The 17,392-nt window shown below is 63.4% G+C and carries 19 protein-coding genes, 1 tRNA gene and 1 pseudogene; 12 read left to right on the forward strand and 9 right to left on the reverse strand.

The window, feature by feature from the left end; all coding sequences use genetic code 11:
* Positions 1-170 precede the first annotated feature (170 nt).
* Both rnpA and rpmH read right to left on the reverse strand, forming a co-directional pair.
* Complete coding sequence (gene rnpA, locus MOV75_RS07755; RefSeq protein ID WP_246922001.1) at positions 171-584, reverse strand: ribonuclease P protein component; 414 nt, start codon at positions 582-584, stop codon at positions 171-173.
* Positions 585-612: 28 nt separating this feature from the next.
* Positions 613-747: a 50S ribosomal protein L34 gene (gene rpmH, locus MOV75_RS07760; RefSeq protein ID WP_008542748.1), complete on the reverse strand. Its 135-nt coding sequence runs from the start codon at positions 745-747 to the stop codon at positions 613-615.
* Between the two features lie 365 nt (positions 748-1,112).
* Here rpmH and MOV75_RS07765 point away from each other — a divergent pair, with 365 nt between their 5' ends.
* The 4 genes from MOV75_RS07765 to MOV75_RS07780 all read left to right on the forward strand — a co-directional run bounded on the left by MOV75_RS07765 (position 1,113) and on the right by MOV75_RS07780 (position 4,372).
* The gene (locus MOV75_RS07765; RefSeq protein ID WP_246921998.1) at positions 1,113-2,612 is read left to right on the forward strand and encodes a HAMP domain-containing sensor histidine kinase; all 1,500 of its coding nucleotides are present in this window, start codon (positions 1,113-1,115) and stop codon (positions 2,610-2,612) included.
* A gap of 290 nt (positions 2,613-2,902) precedes the next feature.
* Positions 2,903-2,979 (forward strand) — tRNA-Arg (locus MOV75_RS07770).
* 67 nt (positions 2,980-3,046) lie between these two features.
* On the forward strand, positions 3,047-3,403 hold the full coding sequence (queD, locus tag MOV75_RS07775) for a 6-carboxytetrahydropterin synthase QueD (protein ID WP_246921995.1): 357 nt from the start codon (positions 3,047-3,049) through the stop codon (positions 3,401-3,403).
* A 66-nt stretch (positions 3,404-3,469) separates the two neighbouring features.
* Positions 3,470-4,372 (forward strand): hypothetical protein, encoded by a 903-nt coding sequence (locus tag MOV75_RS07780; RefSeq protein ID WP_246921992.1) that lies wholly within the window; start codon positions 3,470-3,472, stop codon positions 4,370-4,372.
* Between the two features lie 7 nt (positions 4,373-4,379).
* Here MOV75_RS07780 and MOV75_RS07785 read toward each other — a convergent pair whose 3' ends face one another.
* Entirely contained in the window at positions 4,380-5,306 is a 927-nt protein-coding gene (locus MOV75_RS07785) for a cobalamin biosynthesis protein CobT (protein WP_247005310.1), read from the reverse strand.
* Positions 5,307-5,464: 158 nt separating this feature from the next.
* Between MOV75_RS07785 and MOV75_RS07790 the strand changes: the two genes are divergently transcribed.
* Positions 5,465-6,106 carry a hypothetical protein gene (locus tag MOV75_RS07790; protein WP_246921987.1) on the forward strand — a complete coding sequence of 214 codons (642 nt, stop codon included), beginning with the start codon at positions 5,465-5,467 and terminating at the stop codon, positions 6,104-6,106.
* Between the two features lie 107 nt (positions 6,107-6,213).
* Here the strand turns inward: MOV75_RS07790 and MOV75_RS07795 are convergent, their stop codons facing one another.
* The 5 genes from MOV75_RS07795 to MOV75_RS07815 form a co-directional block, all read right to left on the reverse strand.
* Positions 6,214-7,005, reverse strand: coding sequence for a phytanoyl-CoA dioxygenase family protein (locus MOV75_RS07795; RefSeq protein ID WP_246921985.1), 792 nt, complete (start codon positions 7,003-7,005; stop codon positions 6,214-6,216).
* A gap of 215 nt (positions 7,006-7,220) precedes the next feature.
* Positions 7,221-7,484, reverse strand: coding sequence for a hypothetical protein (locus MOV75_RS07800; protein ID WP_246921983.1), 264 nt, complete (start codon positions 7,482-7,484; stop codon positions 7,221-7,223).
* Between the two features lie 139 nt (positions 7,485-7,623).
* Complete coding sequence (rnk, locus tag MOV75_RS07805; protein ID WP_246921981.1) at positions 7,624-8,037, reverse strand: nucleoside diphosphate kinase regulator; 414 nt, start codon at positions 8,035-8,037, stop codon at positions 7,624-7,626.
* Positions 8,038-8,047: 10 nt separating this feature from the next.
* Positions 8,048-8,530, reverse strand: a complete 483-nt coding sequence (locus MOV75_RS07810; RefSeq protein WP_246921979.1) for a GreA/GreB family elongation factor — start codon at positions 8,528-8,530, stop codon at positions 8,048-8,050.
* A gap of 272 nt (positions 8,531-8,802) precedes the next feature.
* Positions 8,803-9,129, reverse strand: coding sequence for an antibiotic biosynthesis monooxygenase (locus tag MOV75_RS07815; RefSeq protein ID WP_246921977.1), 327 nt, complete (start codon positions 9,127-9,129; stop codon positions 8,803-8,805).
* A gap of 225 nt (positions 9,130-9,354) precedes the next feature.
* Here MOV75_RS07815 and MOV75_RS07820 point away from each other — a divergent pair, with 225 nt between their 5' ends.
* The 7 genes from MOV75_RS07820 to MOV75_RS07850 all read left to right on the forward strand — a co-directional run bounded on the left by MOV75_RS07820 (position 9,355) and on the right by MOV75_RS07850 (position 17,097).
* Positions 9,355-10,020 (forward strand): class I SAM-dependent methyltransferase, encoded by a 666-nt coding sequence (locus MOV75_RS07820; RefSeq protein ID WP_246921975.1) that lies wholly within the window; start codon positions 9,355-9,357, stop codon positions 10,018-10,020.
* A gap of 13 nt (positions 10,021-10,033) precedes the next feature.
* Positions 10,034-11,077, forward strand: a complete 1,044-nt coding sequence (locus MOV75_RS07825) for a zinc-binding dehydrogenase (RefSeq protein ID WP_246921973.1) — start codon at positions 10,034-10,036, stop codon at positions 11,075-11,077.
* 260 nt (positions 11,078-11,337) lie between these two features.
* Positions 11,338-13,503 carry an exopolysaccharide transport family protein gene (locus tag MOV75_RS07830; protein ID WP_246921971.1) on the forward strand — a complete coding sequence of 722 codons (2,166 nt, stop codon included), beginning with the start codon at positions 11,338-11,340 and terminating at the stop codon, positions 13,501-13,503.
* 2 nt (positions 13,504-13,505) lie between these two features.
* The gene (locus tag MOV75_RS07835) at positions 13,506-14,648 is read left to right on the forward strand and encodes a glycoside hydrolase family 5 protein (protein ID WP_246921968.1); all 1,143 of its coding nucleotides are present in this window, start codon (positions 13,506-13,508) and stop codon (positions 14,646-14,648) included.
* Positions 14,649-14,733: 85 nt separating this feature from the next.
* Positions 14,734-16,293, forward strand: coding sequence for a hypothetical protein (locus tag MOV75_RS07840; protein ID WP_246921965.1), 1,560 nt, complete (start codon positions 14,734-14,736; stop codon positions 16,291-16,293).
* Between the two features lie 116 nt (positions 16,294-16,409).
* Positions 16,410-16,628, forward strand: coding sequence for a hypothetical protein (locus MOV75_RS07845; protein ID WP_246921962.1), 219 nt, complete (start codon positions 16,410-16,412; stop codon positions 16,626-16,628).
* 10 nt (positions 16,629-16,638) lie between these two features.
* Positions 16,639-17,097 (forward strand): hypothetical protein, encoded by a 459-nt coding sequence (locus MOV75_RS07850; protein ID WP_246921959.1) that lies wholly within the window; start codon positions 16,639-16,641, stop codon positions 17,095-17,097.
* A 53-nt stretch (positions 17,098-17,150) separates the two neighbouring features.
* Here MOV75_RS07850 and MOV75_RS07855 read toward each other — a convergent pair.
* Positions 17,151-17,392, reverse strand: a pseudogene (locus MOV75_RS07855) (hypothetical protein); the annotation flags it as partial.

Consider the following 17,392-nt stretch of genomic DNA (forward strand, 5'->3'; position numbering starts at 1 on the left):
CGGTCGGCTGCGGCGTGCCCTTCTGGAGCTCGGCCTGGGTCTGCTGCTGGGCGCGCTGCTTCTCCATCGCCGGCACGTTGTAGAAATACTGCCAGGCGATCAGGACGAGGCCCGACAGAATGACGGCAAGGATGGTATTGCGATTGTCGGTCATCACTGGTGTCTCGTCATCAATCGGGTTTGCGGCTGGCGGCGGGAGCGGGGCCGGGCCTTGAGCGCTCAGTCCTTGGGCCGCGTCCCTTCGACAATCCCTTGGGCGCCTGCCGCGCGGGCTTCGTGAACGCCGTGCGGAGGTCGTCGAGCATGGTCGCGAAGGGGCGCGAGAGCGCGTCCCTTCGGCCAACCAGCACATAATCATGATGGGGCTGCATCGACACCGGATCGAGCCGCTTCACCAGTTCGCGAAGCCGGCGCCGGATGCGATTGCGCGCGGGGGCGTTGCCGTTCTTTTTGGTCACGGTGAAGCCGACCCGGACCGGGCCGCCGTCATCGCGGGGGCGGCTTTGCAGGACGAACGCGGGACTATTCACCCGCGCGCCATTGGCAACGGCGAGGAAATCCGCCCGCTGCCTCAGCCGATCCATGATGAAATCCCGGAAAAGGGGGTCCGGCTCAGGCGCTCAGACGCTTGCGGCCGCGAGCGCGGCGGGCGGCGAGAACCTTGCGGCCGCCGGCAGTGGCGAGACGGGCACGGAAGCCGTGACGGCGCTTGCGCACCAGTTTGCTGGGTTGATAAGTCCGCTTCACGGGTTTTTCTCCGCTGACCGGGCAATTTGCCTGTAGAATTGATGGTAAAGTCCGGAAGATGCGGCCCAAAACGGACCGTTTCCGGCCCCAAGAGAGCCGCTCCCGGTGTCGCACCGGGTCATCGCGGACAATTTGCGCGGCTTATAAGCGAGCGCCTTGTTTTCGTCAACGCCGCACAAGCGCACGTTTCCGGTGAATATCGCTGTTTGCTCGGGGTTTTTAACCCTTGAGGTAGCGACTCGCGATATCAGCGCTTACATCCCACCTTGGCAGATTAGCGATCCGTAATTTGACCCGACCGGGGTCGGGCCGCATCTTTCATAACGCCAATCCTTCACCCGCCAAAGGCAGCGAGGGCGAATTTCGTGGCAGCGACAGACCTCCAGCCGATCCAGGATCAGGATCAGCCGGACCCGCCGGCGGTGCGCCCCCGCGGGACGCGCGGGCTTGGGCTGTCAGGCAAGCTGCTGCTGCTCACCATTCCCCTGGTGATGATCGCGGCCATCCTGCTCTACGTGCCTGCCATTGCCAATTTCTGGGTCAACCGGCTGAACGACCGCGTCGCGGCGGCCAACACCGCGGCGCTGGTGCTGGACGCGGCGCCGCTCGGCATGGTCCCCGATTCGCTGTCGCGTCAGATCCTGAAAAGCATCAATGCCCGCGCCGTCGCCATCAAGATGGGCCAGCAGCGCCGGCTGCTCGCCAGCGACAACATTCCGGCCGCGATCGAGCATGACCTCGACCTGCGCGACATGACCGCCTGGGAGGCGATCACTGGCTCGTTCCGAATGATGCTGGAGACCGGCAACCAGGCCATCCGGATCGTCGGGCCCGGCGTTGGCAATGCCCAGTTCATCGAGATCGTGACCGACGAGCTGCCGCTGCGGCAGCAGATGTATCGTTTCTCCCGCAACCTCGTGGTGGTCGCGCTGATCATCGCGGCGCTGACCGCGGGGCTGGTCTATCTCGCGCTTCATTATCTCTTCGTGCGCCCGATGCGGCGGTTGACCGCGAGCCTGGTCGGCTTCCACGAGAACCCCGAGAGCTCCGCGGGCATCATCGTGCCCAGCCAGCGCAGCGACGAGATCGGGGTCGCCGAGCGCGAGTTGTCGGACATGCAGCGCGATTTGATGTCGATGCTGAACCAAAAGAGCCGGCTTGCCGCCCTTGGCCTCGCGGTGTCCAAGATCAATCACGATCTGCGCAATCTGCTGGCCTCGGCCCAGCTTCTGTCGGACCAGCTCGCCAGCGTGCCGGACCCGCGGGTGCAGCGCTTTGCGCCGAAACTGGTGCGCTCGCTCGAGCGCGCCATCGCCTTCTGCCAGTCGACGCTGTCCTACGGCCGCGCCCAGGAGGCCGCGCCGGACCGCCGCATGATCATGATCGAGCCCGTCGTGCTGGAGGTCCGTGAGACCGCGGGTCTCGCCTCCGACGCCTCGATCGCCTGGGTCGCTGCGATCGAGCGCGGGCTTGCGATCGATGCCGATCCCGATCAGTTGTTCCGGGTGCTGCTCAATCTCGTCCGCAACGCCGCCCAGGCGTTGGAGAGTCATTCCTCCGGCGAGGGGGGCCCGCAGCAGATCCGGATCACCGGAAAACGCGAGGGCGCCGTGGCGATCATCGAAGTTTCCGACACCGGCCCCGGCGTGCCCCAGAAGACCCGGGATCACCTGTTCGAGGCGTTCCAGACCTCCGGTCGCCCCGGCGGCAGTGGCCTTGGCCTGGCCATCGCCGCCGAGCTGGTCCGCGCCCATGGCGGCGACATTCACCTGGTCGAGGGCACCATCGGCGCCACCTTCCGCATCGTCATCCCCGACCGCCCCGTGGAGCTGCTCTCCATCCGCAACGAGCGGCAGAGGGCGTAGTCGGCCAGGAGGCCGATTGAACGAGCGGGTGATCGCCATGATTTCCGTCATTCCGGGATGGCCCAAAGGGCCAGGCCCGGAATCCATAACCCCGGCTGGTGGTTATGGATTCCGGGCTCGCGACTTCGTCGCGCCCCGGAATGACGATCAAGAGGCGGAATGCCCCAAAATACCGCCGACGCAGACCTTGCCAATCGGGACAAGAGCGGCTAGTCAAAGCGCTCTTTCGCACCCCCTCCGGCTTTGCCGGGGGCTGCTTGCGGGCCATGCCCGCGCTGTTTGCGAAAAACGCGCCCGTAGCTCAGCTGGATAGAGCATCAGACTACGAATCTGAGGGTCGGACGTTCGAATCGTTCCGGGCGCGCCATTCTTCGACGCCGGTCAGGCAATCCACATCCGAGATCGCGGATCGGCCGCGCGCCGTCGGGAACCAGATGAAGATATCACAGGCATTCAAATTCGAGGCAGCGCATCGGTTGCCCAAGGTGCCCGAGACGCACCGATGCAGCCGGCTGCATGGTCATTCCTACCGGGTCGAGGTCCAGCTCGACGGACCGGTCGACCCCCGCACGGGCTTCGTCGTGGACTTTTTCGATCTCGAGTCGAGCTTCGCCGATATCGTGGGCGCGTTGGACCACCGATGCTTGAACGACGTCGAGGGGCTCGAGAACCCGACGGCCGAGAACATTGCGATCTGGATATGGGACCGGCTGGCATCGAGCCTGCGGCAAATCTCGGCGGTCCGCGTCTACGAAACGGCGGAGTGCTGGGCCGAATATCACGGGCGGTGACGTAGAGCACCAGGGTTACCAATCTGAATGGTTCCGGGCGTGCCATTTCGATAGTAAGTTCGTCCCATGCCCAGTATCGATCGTCTGCTCTCCCGCCTCGTTCTATTCCTTGCAATCGCAGCCGCCCCGGTGCTTCCCGCAAGGGCGGCCGAAACCTGCCCGTTCATCAGCGCCAAGGAACTCGCCGGCGCGATGCCGGCGCTCAAATGGTCACTGATTTCAAATCAGGACGGCCGCGGCTGCATCTACCAGGCCGGGCGCGGCGACACGATGATGCTCTCCGTGTTCCGTAATCCCGACAAGGACCGCGCCAGGGAATTGTACGCGACCTTCGTCAAGACACTTGGCGAGCGCATGCCGCTGAACGCAGTGTCAGGGATCGGCGACGAAGGCCAGGGCGGAACGAGCGCCGCCGGCGCAGAGCGGCAGGAGGCCTCGGTCGTCGCCTTGTCCGGCGATTACATTCTGCAGATCACCGTCTATCCGGCCGGCCGGCGTGCCGACGATGCGCTGCTCGGACCGCTCACCGAAGCCGCGCGAATTGCCATCGCCAGCGTGAACAGGAGCAGCGAACGGTTCGGTAATTGCGAGTGGCTTGCGGCCGCGGATGCCGACGGCTTTCTCGACAGCAGCACGCTGACGGTGCAGCGGACCGGCGCGGGCAGCTGCATGATGTTCGATCGCGAGGCCAACACCATGACGGTCGCCGTGATCACGACTTCGCGCGACACCGCCATCGGCATGATGAAACGCGCAGGTCCCTGCAAGCATTTGGCGATACCCGAGCTCGGCAGTGAAGCGTTCGGCGAGCATTCCTGCACCAAGGGCAACGGCAACGCCGTCACCATCTATGTCTGGAAGAACGGCAAGCAGGCTTCGATCCTGTTCGCCCCGGTCAAGCCGCATCCGGAGTCCGGCTCGGTCGAGCGCCTGAAGGCGGTCGCCGGGCGGGTTTATGGAAAGCTGTAACGGCGCATCAAGGCGATGGGCGCAATAGCCGGTTGATGAGCTGAACGAGAGTGCTCTCCAGCTCTTCCGGCGAGCTGATGGTAATGCCGTGCTTGTAATATTGCTCGACCCGGTGGCTGATGCCTATTGCGGCAAGCCGGATGTCGCCCGCCTGCTGGATCTCGCTGACGACATGGCGCAAATGGTGGTCCAGATACCTGTCTCCATTCTCGAGCAATGTGGAATCGTCAACAGGCGCGCCGTCGGATAGCACGATCAGACATTTCTGCCTTTCCTCGCGTTGGCGCAAACGCGACGCGGCCCATTCAATAGCTTCGCCGTCGATATTCTCCTTGATGAGATCTGGCCGTAGCATGTCTGCGCAGCGTTGCGCGCTCAGCTTCCCACCGGTGCTGCAATAGATGATGTGAAGCAGGTCGTTCAGTCGCCCGGGATAGGCGGGCTGGCGGTCGTTCAACCATTTTTCCCGGCTCTGCCCGCCCTTCCAGCGCGACGTCGTGAAGCCGAGCACTTCCTGCTTTGCTCCCAGGCTTTCGAGCAGGTCGGAGGCGACCAGCGCAGCCCGGGCCGCGAAAAACATCGGTTGTCCGCGCATTGATCCGGAATGATCGATCAGCAAGGACACGATCGCATCGGCGCCATCAAACGCGGAGCTGTCTTGCGGCTGGGAAGGCGCAATGCGCGCACGCTGTGCCGCAAGGTCCTTTTCGAGGTCGTACAGCGGCCCGGGGTCGGTCACCGGAAAGCGCTGGGCCCAGCGGCGGTCAGGGAGCGACGCGAGGACGGCATCCAAGTCGTTCGCCTCGATCTCCAAATCATAGTCCCGGGTGTAGACCTGATAAGGCCGATCGGGATCAAATCGGATCGGCTTATGCAATGACCTCCGAAGCGATGGCAAAAAGCTCAACGCCATGAGCGCAACCAGTGCTGCCAAGAAAGCGTCACGCCAAAGCAAGCCGGGCTCCAGTGATTTCGATCGTCATGTGCATCCTTGCGAAAGATACGCTTTGCGTCCAGGCTTACGTCATGCAATTCTGGATTGAGTTTGCAAAGGAGCAACCCTCTGCTCCTGCTGTCCGGCAGAAAGCCTGAATGTCAGATCCTCGCACCTGGTCGGCAGCCAATAGCGTGATGTGTGTCGCCGCCGCGCTCCTGCTGTCGGTCCTCGCTGCGCACGCCCGGGAGGCGCAATGGTCTCCGTTGTGGGACGCCTTGGCGAAGCGGCCCGACGCAAAGGTCATCGACGCCGTCAATGACAAAGGCGAGGCGACACGGCGTATCGATCTCTCCTCGGGGGTTTCGTTCTTTTTGGAACGCCATGGAGACCAGATCACGAGCACCGGGATCGATAATAGCGGGCGCGGCGCCGTGCAATGCAGTTGGGAGATTTATGTCGGCGTTCGGTCCTACACCGAAGCTTGCCTGTCGGGCGAAGATCGAGGCTTCGAAGCCGATCTGGACGACGCGATAGATCGTATGAACGATTTTATCGTTGAGAACAGCCTTGTTCCAGTGACCAAATCGGAGCTTCAGGATGCTGCCCGGCAACGTGAGCAGCATGTCAAGCAGACTGTGGGCGGGCAATCCGACGACGATCGCCGCAAGCTATGCGAAGCCAACCCCATTCGTCCCATGAGCAGCGCATTGCGGTCCGCTTCGCACGACTCGCGGGTTTCGATCTTGAACAAGCTTTTGTCCGTCAAGCGACCGCCGGTAAAGAATCCTTGCCTCTAAGCGTGCCGCTGCCGGCGGCGCTGCGCAGCAGTCCTGGCGTCAGATCGCACATCTACACAGTATGGCAGGAGCATCCGGGGCCGCGAACGGTCCCGGATGCTGTCCAACTAGAAGCTCAATCCACAAGCCCGCCGGATCGCGATCTGAACTGGCGAAGGTGGCAACGCGGGATCAAGCTCGCCTCTCGGCAGCAGCGGAGGCTGTGCCATGAAGCGCGGCCGTTTCCCTCGGTGGGGTTGCGCGGCATGAACGAGGAACGGGTGGCACAGATAGACGCTGCCTGCCGCACCGGTCGCCAGCTCGATCTCGCAATCTCCGGTCGACGCATAGTCCTCGGCAGAGAGCTGCCGGAGCGTCGCGCCTGCCTCGCCATAAGGCAGTAGCTCCTGCGCGATAGTGGCATGCGAGCCTTTCCGGATCCGCGTGGGCGCATCATCGGCGCCGACATCCGAGAACAGGAAGAGCATCAGCAGCGCACGCCCGCTGCTTTTCACATTGACGCGCCATTCCATGAAATCCGCATTGGCGGTGCCAAAGCTCATGTCCACATGCCAGCCGTCATCACCGGGCGCTTCCTCTGACCGGAAGCGGATCGGAAAGGTTCCAAGGCCCGTGGGCGCAAGCCAGCGCCCTTCGCCAACGAGTTGATCGTAGGCGTTGTGCAGGGGCGGCGCGTTCGCGGCTTCAATGAAAGGGGGCGAAGCCTTGAATCCCACCCGGACAACGGGGCGAGTCCAAAGTTGAGGTTGGTCCGGTGACAGACCGATATCCGCCCACAATTCGTCCCTGCATTGCTTTGCAAGCTGAGCGCTGAAGGCGTTCTCGATCTTGACGAAACCGTCGTCGATGAAGTTCTGGACCTGACGAGGCGTCAGGCCAGCATGTTCGGTCTGGGGCATTGCACATTCTCCCTGCGGCTACCGCATCAGGCGCAGCCGGTTCGATCTGATCGGCGCGGATGCGCCGCGACGATTTCAGCCGTTCAGATCAGCAGGAAGAATGTGGACATGAACATCATGGTGGGAACGTATACCGCGGCGGACCCGGGAATCAAGACGCGCTGGACGGGTCGCAGAAAATGAACCGTTCGTAAGGATGCAAGGCGAAGGTGCAGCTATCTGTCCTCGCCGTCCCGCCGGCGGAAGGGATCGGCGACATCATCGTGACCGCTGCGGCTGCTGAAGAACATCAAGGCCATCAGCCCGCAGCCGATGAGCAGCGAGAAGAAACTTCCGAGACCAAGCGCGATCCAGCCATGCTTGCCCATTTCGACCCCGCTGCTGGCTCCCCAGACCGAGAAAGCCCAGACGCCGGTGAGAATCAGCATGGCTCCGAGAGCGACCAACAGGGCGATCTGGCCGGCACTGATGTTTTTCATGACGGTTCTCGCTGTCGTTGCCTGACGAGAGTCAATTGCGAAGAGAGAGGAGACGTTCCTGTCACGACGCCGGCCTCTGCGTGGCTCTCCTGAATTCGCCTGCCGAAAAGACGCCTTTTCGGCGAGATGCCGCAAGCCCTCATTCGGAGACGGCGAGAACGGTCAATCCCCTGGTGCGCGTGTCGGGCGTCTCGAATTCGATCCGCTGTCCCACCGAGAGGCCGATCAGCGCCGCTCCGACAGGCGTCAGGATCGAGATCCGGTTGAGTTCGATGTTCGCCTCGTGCGGATAGACCAGCACGATCTCCCGGCTCGCACCCGTCTCGTCATCGCGATAGGTCACTTTCGACCCCATCCTGATCACGCCGCGCAAGTCGTTCTCTTCCGTAACCGTCGCACGTTCCAGTTCTCGAGCCAGAAACTGGGCGACACGCGGAAATAGTTCCATGGTTGAATTTGCCAGCGAGCTGAGACGACGCGACTCGACTTCCGTGATCTTGATCGGTGGCAGCGCCGGCTGTTCTCGCCGAGTCCTGATTTCGAAGTTGCGCATTTGAATTCTCCTATGCTGCAGTTGGTCCGGGGTCGTCATCGAACGGCTTGCTTCGGCGTGCCCGGAAGAGAGGGACGACCTTTGGGCTTGATTGGGTTACGTTCTGAACCCTGACGACGTTCAGGCAGCCGGCGACGAAGTACGGCATCTGGTCGCCGACCTGCAGTCCGATCAAAGCCGCACCCAAAGGTGTTAGGACCGAAAGGCTGTCGGGATTCGACCAGTACTCCTCGGGCCAGACCAATTGCACGGTGCGACGCGGAACGCCCCAATTCGTGCAACAGGTGACCCATGATCCCACGGTCACGAGCGAACGGAGATCGTTCCCTTCGTCGGGCACGATGTCGGCGCGGTTGATCTCACTTATGAGGAAGATCCCGTCCAGGTCGCCTTTCTGCGCGGCACGGCGGGCAAGCTGTTCCAGCCGCGGGTAGTCCGATGCGGTGAGCGCGATTTTTGGAAGAGGCAGCACGGCACACTCCTTCTGCTTCAATACGACCTCTCGGGCGGAGGTCACGAAAGCTGGAAAAGAGCCCGGACGGCGCAAGCACCGTCCGGCTAACCGCCTGCTTGGAGGCGGCCGGCGTGAAGACTGAAACGCGCGGTGCGCGCATCTATGTCGACGACATATGCCATGACGCTCTGACTATAGTGATTGATTCCGCTGGCAACATTGCGGCGAAACCGCACAGTCGCGAGCACTGGATCTTTGCAACAAGCCGCCATTTGACGGCCATGCGAGCTTCAGCTCGACGGCTCAGCCTTTTACCGCAGTCCTTGTTCGTCGATCAGAATGCGATGGATTTCGATGCGCTGCGGCAGCTCGATCAGGAATTCCGCGTCGCGCGCGAGATGATGGACCTTGGTCGGCTCGCCCTTGGTGAAGGCCGTCATGGCCGCGATATCAGCCCAATAGGAAATGGTCGTGAACCACGTCTCATCATCGCGGTCCTCGCGCAATTGCTGCACTCCGAGCGCGGTCTTCAACAGCGGCGGAATGCCCTCGGCCTGCAGATAGGCCTGGTAGGCGTCGGCGAGATCGCGGTGGGTACGGCCCCGCCAGATGCGGGCGATGGTCGGTTTGGTCGGCATGGCGAGACTCCCTGCGAGGCGAACGCTGTGCCCCACACTCCCGTTCCATGCGTCGCTGCCGGTGACAGAATTTGTGCCGACCGTCGGCGGCGCCGTCGCACGAGTCCAGATCATTGATCTGCAGCAATGATGATCTTGACCGCAAATGCTAAAGCGATTCGCAAGTCGCGACTCTGGGCCAGCCAGTCGCGAGAATCGCAGCGTGTGCTGGAACCCGAGGACTCAATGGGACGACTCCTGAATATCGTGACGCCACTGCATACGGCGACCAAGCGCGACTACATGGGCCGCATGAACGACGACAAGATCGGCTGCTCGCTGAAGGCGCGGGAATACGAGGCCGATTATTGGGATGGCGACCGCCGCTTCGGCTATGGCGGCTACCGCTTCATCGAAGGGCGCTGGGCGCCGGTCGCCAAGGCGCTGATCGAGACCTATGGTCTGAAGAATGGGTCCAGCGTGCTCGACGTCGGCTGCGGCAAGGGCTTTCTGCTGTACGAGATGCAGAAGATCCTGCCGGGTTTGAAGGTCGTCGGCTTCGACATCTCCAAGCATGGTCTCGAAAATGCGCACGAGCAGGTGAAGCCGCACCTCTTCAACTATCGTGCCCAGGACATCTATCCCTATGGCGACGAAAGTTTCGATCTCGTCATCTCGCTGGGTACCCTGCACAATCTCCGACTGTATGAACTCGAGGCGGCGCTCAAGCAGGTCGAGCGGGTCGGCAAGAACAAATACGTCATGGTCGAGGGCTACCGGAACGTCGCCGAATTGCACAACCTCGAATGCTGGGCGCTGACGGCGGAGTCCATCCTGCACACGTCGGAATGGATCTGGCTGTACGGCAAGCTCGGCTACACCGGCGATTACGAATTCATCTATTTCGAGTGATCGGGCGCTCCTCATGGACATCAAGACTGCCAAGGCGGCCATTCTCGTCGAATCGGGCAAGCCGCTGATCGTCGACGAGTTCACCTTGCCGGATCGGCTCGAGCACGGCCAGGTGCTCGCGCACGTGCACACGTCGAGCATCTGCGGCGCGCAGATCAACGAGATCGACGCCGTCAAAGGCGTCGACAAGTTCCTGCCGCACCTCTTGGGGCACGAAGCGCTGGCAACCATCGTCGAGACCGGACCCGGCGTCGTCTCCTGCAAGCAGGGCGACACCGTCGTCATGCATTGGCGGCCGGGCAAGGGCATCCAGTCCAATACTCCGGTCTATTCCTGGCGCGGCAAGCGCCTCAATGCGGGCTGGGTCACCACCTTCAACGACTACGCCGTGGTGTCCGAGAATCGCGTTACGCCCGTTCCGGCCTCGATCGACCGCACCAGCGCGCCGCTGCTCGGCTGCGCGGTGACGACCGCGCTCGGTGTCGTCAACAACGATGCGCAAATCGCCATCGGCGAGGCCGTCGTCGTGTTCGGCGTCGGCGGCGTCGGATTGAACATCGTGCAATTTGCCGCGATGGTGGGCGCCTATCCCGTCATCGCGATCGACCGCCTCGACAACAAGCTCGAGATGGCGAGGCAGTTCGGCGCCACCCACACCATCAACTCCGAAGCGGTCAATGATGTGGCTGCCGACGTTCGGTCGATCACGGGCACTGAGGGACCCGACAAGGTCGTCGAAACCACCGGCGTCAAGAATTTGATCGAGCTCGCCTACGAGATCACGGCGAAGAAGGGCCGCTGCATCCTCGTCGGCGTTCCCCGCGAGAAGGCCGAAATCTACACGCTGCCGCTCCACTTCGAGAAGGTGCTGAAGGGCTCGGAAGGCGGGCAATGCCAGCCGGCGCGCGATATCCCGCGTCTCGTTCGGCTGAGCGATGCCGGCAAGGTGAGCTACCGCGGGATCGTGACCCACGAGTTCGCGCTTGACGGCGTCAATGACGCGTTGGACCTGATGCGCAGCGGCACATCGGGGCGAATTCTGCTGAACATCAGCTGAGCGCGGCGACCAGGTCGCAAGCCTGGTCGAGGCCGACGGCACCGCAAGTCCGGCGCGAAGAGCATCCAAGCCGTTCTCTTCAGCCTGAAAGGGGGCCGTTCGCAGGCCTTTCGGCATCTGCAATAGCGCCGCTGCTGACGGCGTAGCCAGGCAGCACGTCATGACGGCTTCGCGCCGGCCGTAACCGCCGGTTAACCATGGATATTTACGGTGTCGAAAGCCTCTGAACTGTGACTGTCAGTTGATTTCGAGTCGAGCCCATGGCGTTCGGTAGCCGCCCATCTCCGCGAAGCATCGCCCCGACGGAGCCAGCGGCTTCGTGGGAAGCGCCGCGGGCTGCGCGGACGAAACCCGATGGTGCCGCGCCGACCCTGATCAAGGGATCGCTGACCGTCTCCGGAGCTCTCTCTTTCCTGCGCGAGAACGGCCGGCGCATTCTGATGCTGGCATTGGCGCTATTCGCCTTCGGCGTCGTCGTTCTCATGGTTCTGCCGGTCCGGTACGCCGCGACGGCCCTGGTCGTGCTCGACCCCCGGGAGCTGCGTGTCACCACGGAGCAGGACGTTTTGCCGGGCATCGGCCAGGACGCCGCAGCGCTTCAGAGCCAGATCGAGATCGCCAAGTCGGATGGCTTTCTCCGCCCCCTGATCGAACAGCTCAAGATCGCCGACGACGATGACATCGCGGGCGGTCATACCGACATGACGCGCCTGCTCGAAAAATTCCGCAGCCGCCTCGAGATCACGCGCCGAGGACTCACCTACGTCATTGCGGTTTCGTTCACCTCCAACCGCCCCGAGCGGGCCGCTTATTATGCCAACGCCGTCGCCGAGGCGTTCGTGGCCAGCCAGGGCCGTGTCCGCACCGAGGCCACGGACGAGGCCGCCGACTGGCTCAAGGACCGGCTGAAGACATTGAACGAGCGCCTGCGCGCCTCGGAAGACGCCGTCGCCGCCTTCAGGCTCGAGCACAAGATCCTCAATGCCGGCAAGGATTCGACCACCCAGCAATTGCGGGTGACCGATCTCAATCAGCAGGTCTCCGCCGCACGTCTGCGTACCGAGGAAGCCAAGGCGCGCTACGAGCAGGTGCAGCGCGATCTCAAGGCCAATGTCGAAGGGCCGGTGAAGCAGGACCTGCTGAGCATGCTGCGGGCGCAGCGCTCGACCCTGAATGACCAGATCGCGCAGAAGAAGGCGGTGTACGGCGAGCGCCATCCCGACCTCGCGATCTCCTACAGCCAGCTGGCCGACATCAACCGGCAGATCGAGGTCGAGCGGAAGAAGAACATCGACACCGCCAAGTCCGAATATGAAGCCCAGCTGGAGCAGCAGAACGCGCTGGAAAAGCAGCTCAAGGCGGTCGAGACGCAAATGCTGGTCGACGGGCAGGCGCTGGTGAAGCTGCAGGAGCTGCAGCGCGACGCCGACGCCAACAGGAACATCTACGAGCAGTTCCTGTCGCGGTTCAAGACCACCAACGAGCAGCGTCAGCTGCAGGCGTCCCAGACCAAGATCGCTTCGCCCGCCATTCCGCCGCTGCGCTCGACGCGCCCGCCGTTCGCTCTGCTGCTGGCGGCGCTGGCGATCGGCTCGCTGCTGACGTCGACCGCCGCAATTGCGGTGATGACGAGCATGTCCGACCAGTCTGCGCCCATCGAAGCTCCCGTGCATGCCGCGGTGGAGAACACGCAGGGTCGGCAAGTCCAGGTTCAAGTCCAGCCTCAAGCTCAGCCTCCGGCCGCTGCCGTGGGCCGGCCCGAGACGATGCCGCGCCTTCCTGTCTGGGCCCGCATCCCCGATCTTTCGTCTGGAGCCAACACCAACACCGTCTGGCAAAGACCGATTGCGGCCTCGGCCGAGCTCGATCTCGGTGCCTATCTGCGGCCGCTGCTCGAGCGGATAGATCGCGTGCCGGTGCGCGGTTGCAAGGTCGCCCTCGTGTTGTCGGTCGGCAAGAGCGCCGGCGGCAACACCGTTGCGCGCTCCCTGAATCGCGCCGCCGTGACGCGCGGCATGATGAGCGTATTGATCCGGCTGCAGGGGGAATTCGCAGGTCACCAGCCTCCGGTGACCGAATGGAATGACGGCTCGACCACGGCGGGACTGCAGTCGATCGACGAGCTCCTCAGTGCCGGCCGAAAGGCCGATGCGAGTCCCGAGGACGATATTCGTTCGGAATTCGACCTGATCATCGTCCACGCCGGCAATCTCGCCTTGCAGCCCGACGCCATCGCGCTGGCGGCGCACGCGGATCTCATCGTCCTGGTGGCGCGCGCCGGCGAGCTCGGTTCGGCGGCGATGCGCAGGGTGACTACGGCGCTGTCGCGCTACGAGGCCGTGCCGACAGGTCTGGTCGTCAATCATGCGCCTGCGGGCTCGCTGTCGCCGCACCCCGAGGGTGGCGCATTGGGCCTTGCGGTTTGACCATGACATCGTCGCGCCGTCGTCCGCTGGCCGCGGCGATGCTTCTGTGGATCTCGTCAGGCTCGCCGGTCTTCGCCGGCGATTGCGTGCCCGTGCCGCAGACGGTCGCGCCGGATCGGCTTGCCGCACTGTCCCGCGGCTTCAATGCCGATGGTTGGATCAACGGCGCGGCCCCGAGCCGCGAGCTGCTGCAGCAACTGCGCAGGGCGGGAATGAGCCATGTTCGCCTGCCGGTGCCGGCAGAGCGCGTGATGCCTCGTTTCGCTGCGAAGGCCGAGCGCGACGAGACGCTGCGCGTGCTCGACCAAGCGCTGAAGCAGCTCACCGCGCTCGGCTACTCCACGTCCGTCGATCTTCATCCCGGCGAGCGCTTCAATCGCCTGCACAAGGAGGATCCGGACGCGGCGCTGCGTCAGATGCAGGAGGCCTGGAGCGGTCTTGCTGAGGTCATTCGATCCTATCCGCCCGATCGCATCTTCGCCGAGCTGCTCAACGAGCCCGATGTCGACGCCGACAGATGGCAGACGGAGGTCGAAGCGCTCGCCGTCTTCGTGCGCGGATTGCTTCCCAAGACGACCCTCGTCATAGGCCCGGTCAACTGGCAGCGCGCGGATTCGCTGCCACGATTCCGGCCGCTGCCGGATCCCGACATCGTCTATGCCATCCACTTCTATGATCCCATGGTGTTCACCCATCAGGCCCACTGGGATGCGCAGGATCCGCTGCACGACATCATCGATCTGCCTTATCCGATCAACGCGGGCGATCCCAAAGTTCAGGCAATCCGCCAGGATTTGCAGGCGAGGGGCGCGACCAAGGCACTCGGCATGCTCGACGTTGCGATTGCCGCCGCCAAGGACAGGCCGGGCGCCGATCGCTGGCTCGCGCCGGCGCTGCAATGGCAGCAGCAGTTCGCGCGGCCGATCATCGTCAACGAATTCGGCGTGTTGAAAGCCGGCGCTCCCAGGGAGAGCCGGATGCGCTGGCTGGCGGAAGTCACCGCTTATGCCCGCGATCATTGCTGGGGCTGGGCGCATTGGGAGCTGGCGCAGGGTTTTGGCCTCGTCGACCGCAGCACCGGCAAGCCCGATCCCGACGTGATGCGGGCGCTGCTCGGCGGAGCGGCACGGCCCGGCCGGCGCTGATCGCTCTTCGCGTTCCGCTATCGTTAACGAATCCTTACACATCGCCCCGCTATCGTGCTCGACGCGCGATGCCAAAGGACGATCAATGAGCGCCGGGTCCTCACCTCAGGTTCAGACCGTGCAGGTCGCGCCATCGCCGCCCGCCTGGCGCGAGCTGGTCCTGACCCTCTGCATCGCCGTGGCGACGATCGGTTTTGCGCCGGTCCTGCACCTCGCCAATCCGGCGTTGGGCATTGCCGTCGTGGTCCTCGTCGGCATCGCCATCGTCGTGGCGGTCCCGACCTACGCGCCCGCCATCGCGATCTTCGTTCTGTTCTTCCAGAATCTGTTCGTCTCGATCCTGTCTCCGCTGATCCCGCTGCCGTCCGATCTCGACTTCATCAAGGGCTACAATTTTCTCGTCTGCTCCGTCATGTGGCTGGCGACGTTCGGCCTCTACGTGCTGGGCCAGAGGAATCAGTCGGCTGAGGTGAACCGGATCATGCGTTGGGGTGTGATCACCCTCGCCGTGGTGTCGCTGTATTTCGCGATCGGCTTCATCCAGGACGGACAGCCTGCGGCGGTTTATCTGCGCAATATCGTGATGCCGCTGTTCCTGTTCCAGCTGTCGCTTTTGACAGCCGCGACCTATGAGGTGCGCATCACGCCCTTCCTGGTGACGCTCGCGGTCATTCTCATGGTGTGCGGCTACGTCGAGCTCGCCTTCCGCGATTTTTGGCTCGCCGTCACCAACGGATACACGTTCTGGGGTTTCGACGAGCTCAAGGCGACACACTCCGGCGTCTGGGAAGCCCAGATGAGGGCCACCGGCAACGTGCCCGTCGATCTCAAGGATCGTTTCAGCTTCGACTTCCTGAACACGCCCCTGCTGGAAGGGTTCGGCCTGTCGAAGATGCTGCGCATCCACGGTCCGAACATGCACCCGATCAGCTTCGCCTACGGGATCGGCTTTCTCGGCCTGTTCCTGTGCTCGGTGGGACGTCCGCTCCTGGCCCTGGCGGCGTTGCCGCTCCTGGTGTTTTGCAGCGTGAAGGGAGCGCTCATCGTCGTGGTCTTCGTCGCCGCGGCCTGGATCTCGACCCGGCTGCTCGGTGCGGTGGTGACGCTGTTGCTCGGCTTTCTGGGCCTGATCGCCTTTGCGATTCTGGCGATCCGTGTCGGCTTGCAGATCGGCGACTATCACGTCATCGGCCTCATGGGGGGGCTGAATGGATTCTTGGAGCGACCGTTCGGCCGCGGCCTCGGCGTCGGCGGCAATTTGTCAGACAGCTATTTTTCCATCGACTGGAGTGCCGCGCAGGCGGCCGGAACGATCGATGGCGCGGTCGAAAGCGCGGTCGGTGTGCTGCTGTACCAGATGGGCATCGCCGCCTTCGTGCCGCTTGCCTTCTATTTCGCGATGGCGCTCAAGGCCTGGCGACTGTACGCGTCGTCAGGATATCTGACGCAGGGTCTGGCCGGCTTCGGCGTCATGGTCGTGCTGCTCAACGGATTGTTTCAGGAAGAGGCCTTGTTCGCGCCGCTGGCGCTCGGGCTCATGCTCTCGCTCACTGGCCTCGTCATCGGCAGCCATGTGAGAATGCAGGCCGTCGCCCGCGAGGAGGCCGAGTTCGAGCAGCTGACGCGGTACCAGCCCGTGACGTAGGCCGGCGGAGTGCCAACGGTCCTGCTCGACGCGGCCCTCAGGGCCGCGCCCAATCCAGGAACTTCCACTTTTTCCCTGCGTTGAACAGCGGCCCACAGCAGCGGCCGACGCACGCCATGAAGAACCTTTCCAACACCGAGTTCTCCCCTGAGGTGATCGAGCTCATGACCACCGCTCTGCAAGCCGCGGTTGCCACGTTGCCGGAGCCCGTGCACTCTTCGCACGTCAACGCACTCGCCGAATCCATTCTGCGCACGGCTGGTGCGGGCGAGCACAATGTCGCGACTTTGCAGCGGATCGCCCTGATGGAGCTGCAACTGGCGCCGCGCAAATGATGAGGCCCGCATGAAGACGATCATTGTTGCCGCCGTTGCGCTGTCTGCCACCCTGTGCGTTGCCCGGGCCGACAGCTGGACCAGCTACCGGATTCCGGAGTCAGGGACCTCGGTCGAAATTCCCGCCTCGGTTTTCACGGAGACGGCCGGCAAGCCCGACGGCTACGGCCAGCAATTTCGCACGTCCGACGGCAGGGCTGATCTCACCGTCCAGGCCGTTGCCAACCGGCAGGGTCTTTCGCCGGCTGAATTCCTGGCCAGGAAGAATCCCCCGCCCGGGATCATCTACAAGCGCATTGCGCCCGATTTCTTCGTGGTTTCCAGCGTCAAGCGCGGCACAATCTGGTACGACCGCTGCAATTTCGCGCGGGGATACGTGCACTGCGTGCTGGTCAATTATCCCGCGGCCGAGAAGCGGCAATGGGATCGACTTGTCACGCGGATCAGCCACAGCCTGAGGGGCGGCTGAACCGGACCACGGAGAAGAGCTGCCCGGCTAAGCCGAGCAGCAGGTCGTGAGGATTAGCGCGCTGTCGTTGACGTGGTCGACATGGACGGCTTCGAACCCGGCACATGCGACATTGTCTTGGTGGTCGAACCGACCTCTTCACCGGCCTTGACCTTGGTGCGCGTGTGCGAGCGGCTGAACGTGCCGCCCTCATGGGCCTGCGCGCGGGCGTTGGAATTCATCACCGGGCCGTTGCCCTTGTTCATGCTGACGCCGGTCCGGGCCTTGCCGTCGGCGGCCGCGGCGCTTCCGCCGG

The sequence above is a fragment of the Bradyrhizobium sp. PRIMUS42 genome (assembly GCF_023006515.1).
Lineage (GTDB): Bacteria > Pseudomonadota > Alphaproteobacteria > Rhizobiales > Xanthobacteraceae > Bradyrhizobium.

Excerpts from the sequence above, each read along its gene's own strand:
- rnpA (WP_246922001.1), bottom strand. The coding sequence starts at position 584 with ATGGATCGGCTGAGGCAGCGGGCGGATTTCCTCGCCGTTGCCAATGGC.
- MOV75_RS07820 (WP_246921975.1), top strand. The coding sequence starts at position 9,355 with ATGGGACGACTCCTGAATATCGTGACGCCACTGCATACGGCGACCAAG.
- MOV75_RS07825 (WP_246921973.1), top strand. The coding sequence starts at position 10,034 with ATGGACATCAAGACTGCCAAGGCGGCCATTCTCGTCGAATCGGGCAAG.
- queD (WP_246921995.1), top strand. The coding sequence starts at position 3,047 with ATGAAGATATCACAGGCATTCAAATTCGAGGCAGCGCATCGGTTGCCC.
- MOV75_RS07795 (WP_246921985.1), bottom strand. The coding sequence starts at position 7,005 with ATGCCCCAGACCGAACATGCTGGCCTGACGCCTCGTCAGGTCCAGAAC.
- rnk (WP_246921981.1), bottom strand. The coding sequence starts at position 8,037 with ATGCGCAACTTCGAAATCAGGACTCGGCGAGAACAGCCGGCGCTGCCA.
- MOV75_RS07790 (WP_246921987.1), top strand. The coding sequence starts at position 5,465 with ATGTCAGATCCTCGCACCTGGTCGGCAGCCAATAGCGTGATGTGTGTC.
- MOV75_RS07835 (WP_246921968.1), top strand. The coding sequence starts at position 13,506 with ATGACATCGTCGCGCCGTCGTCCGCTGGCCGCGGCGATGCTTCTGTGG.
- MOV75_RS07815 (WP_246921977.1), bottom strand. The coding sequence starts at position 9,129 with ATGCCGACCAAACCGACCATCGCCCGCATCTGGCGGGGCCGTACCCAC.
- MOV75_RS07800 (WP_246921983.1), bottom strand. The coding sequence starts at position 7,484 with ATGAAAAACATCAGTGCCGGCCAGATCGCCCTGTTGGTCGCTCTCGGA.
- MOV75_RS07850 (WP_246921959.1), top strand. The coding sequence starts at position 16,639 with ATGAAGACGATCATTGTTGCCGCCGTTGCGCTGTCTGCCACCCTGTGC.
- MOV75_RS07840 (WP_246921965.1), top strand. The coding sequence starts at position 14,734 with ATGAGCGCCGGGTCCTCACCTCAGGTTCAGACCGTGCAGGTCGCGCCA.
- MOV75_RS07780 (WP_246921992.1), top strand. The coding sequence starts at position 3,470 with ATGCCCAGTATCGATCGTCTGCTCTCCCGCCTCGTTCTATTCCTTGCA.
- MOV75_RS07845 (WP_246921962.1), top strand. The coding sequence starts at position 16,410 with ATGAAGAACCTTTCCAACACCGAGTTCTCCCCTGAGGTGATCGAGCTC.
- MOV75_RS07830 (WP_246921971.1), top strand. The coding sequence starts at position 11,338 with ATGGCGTTCGGTAGCCGCCCATCTCCGCGAAGCATCGCCCCGACGGAG.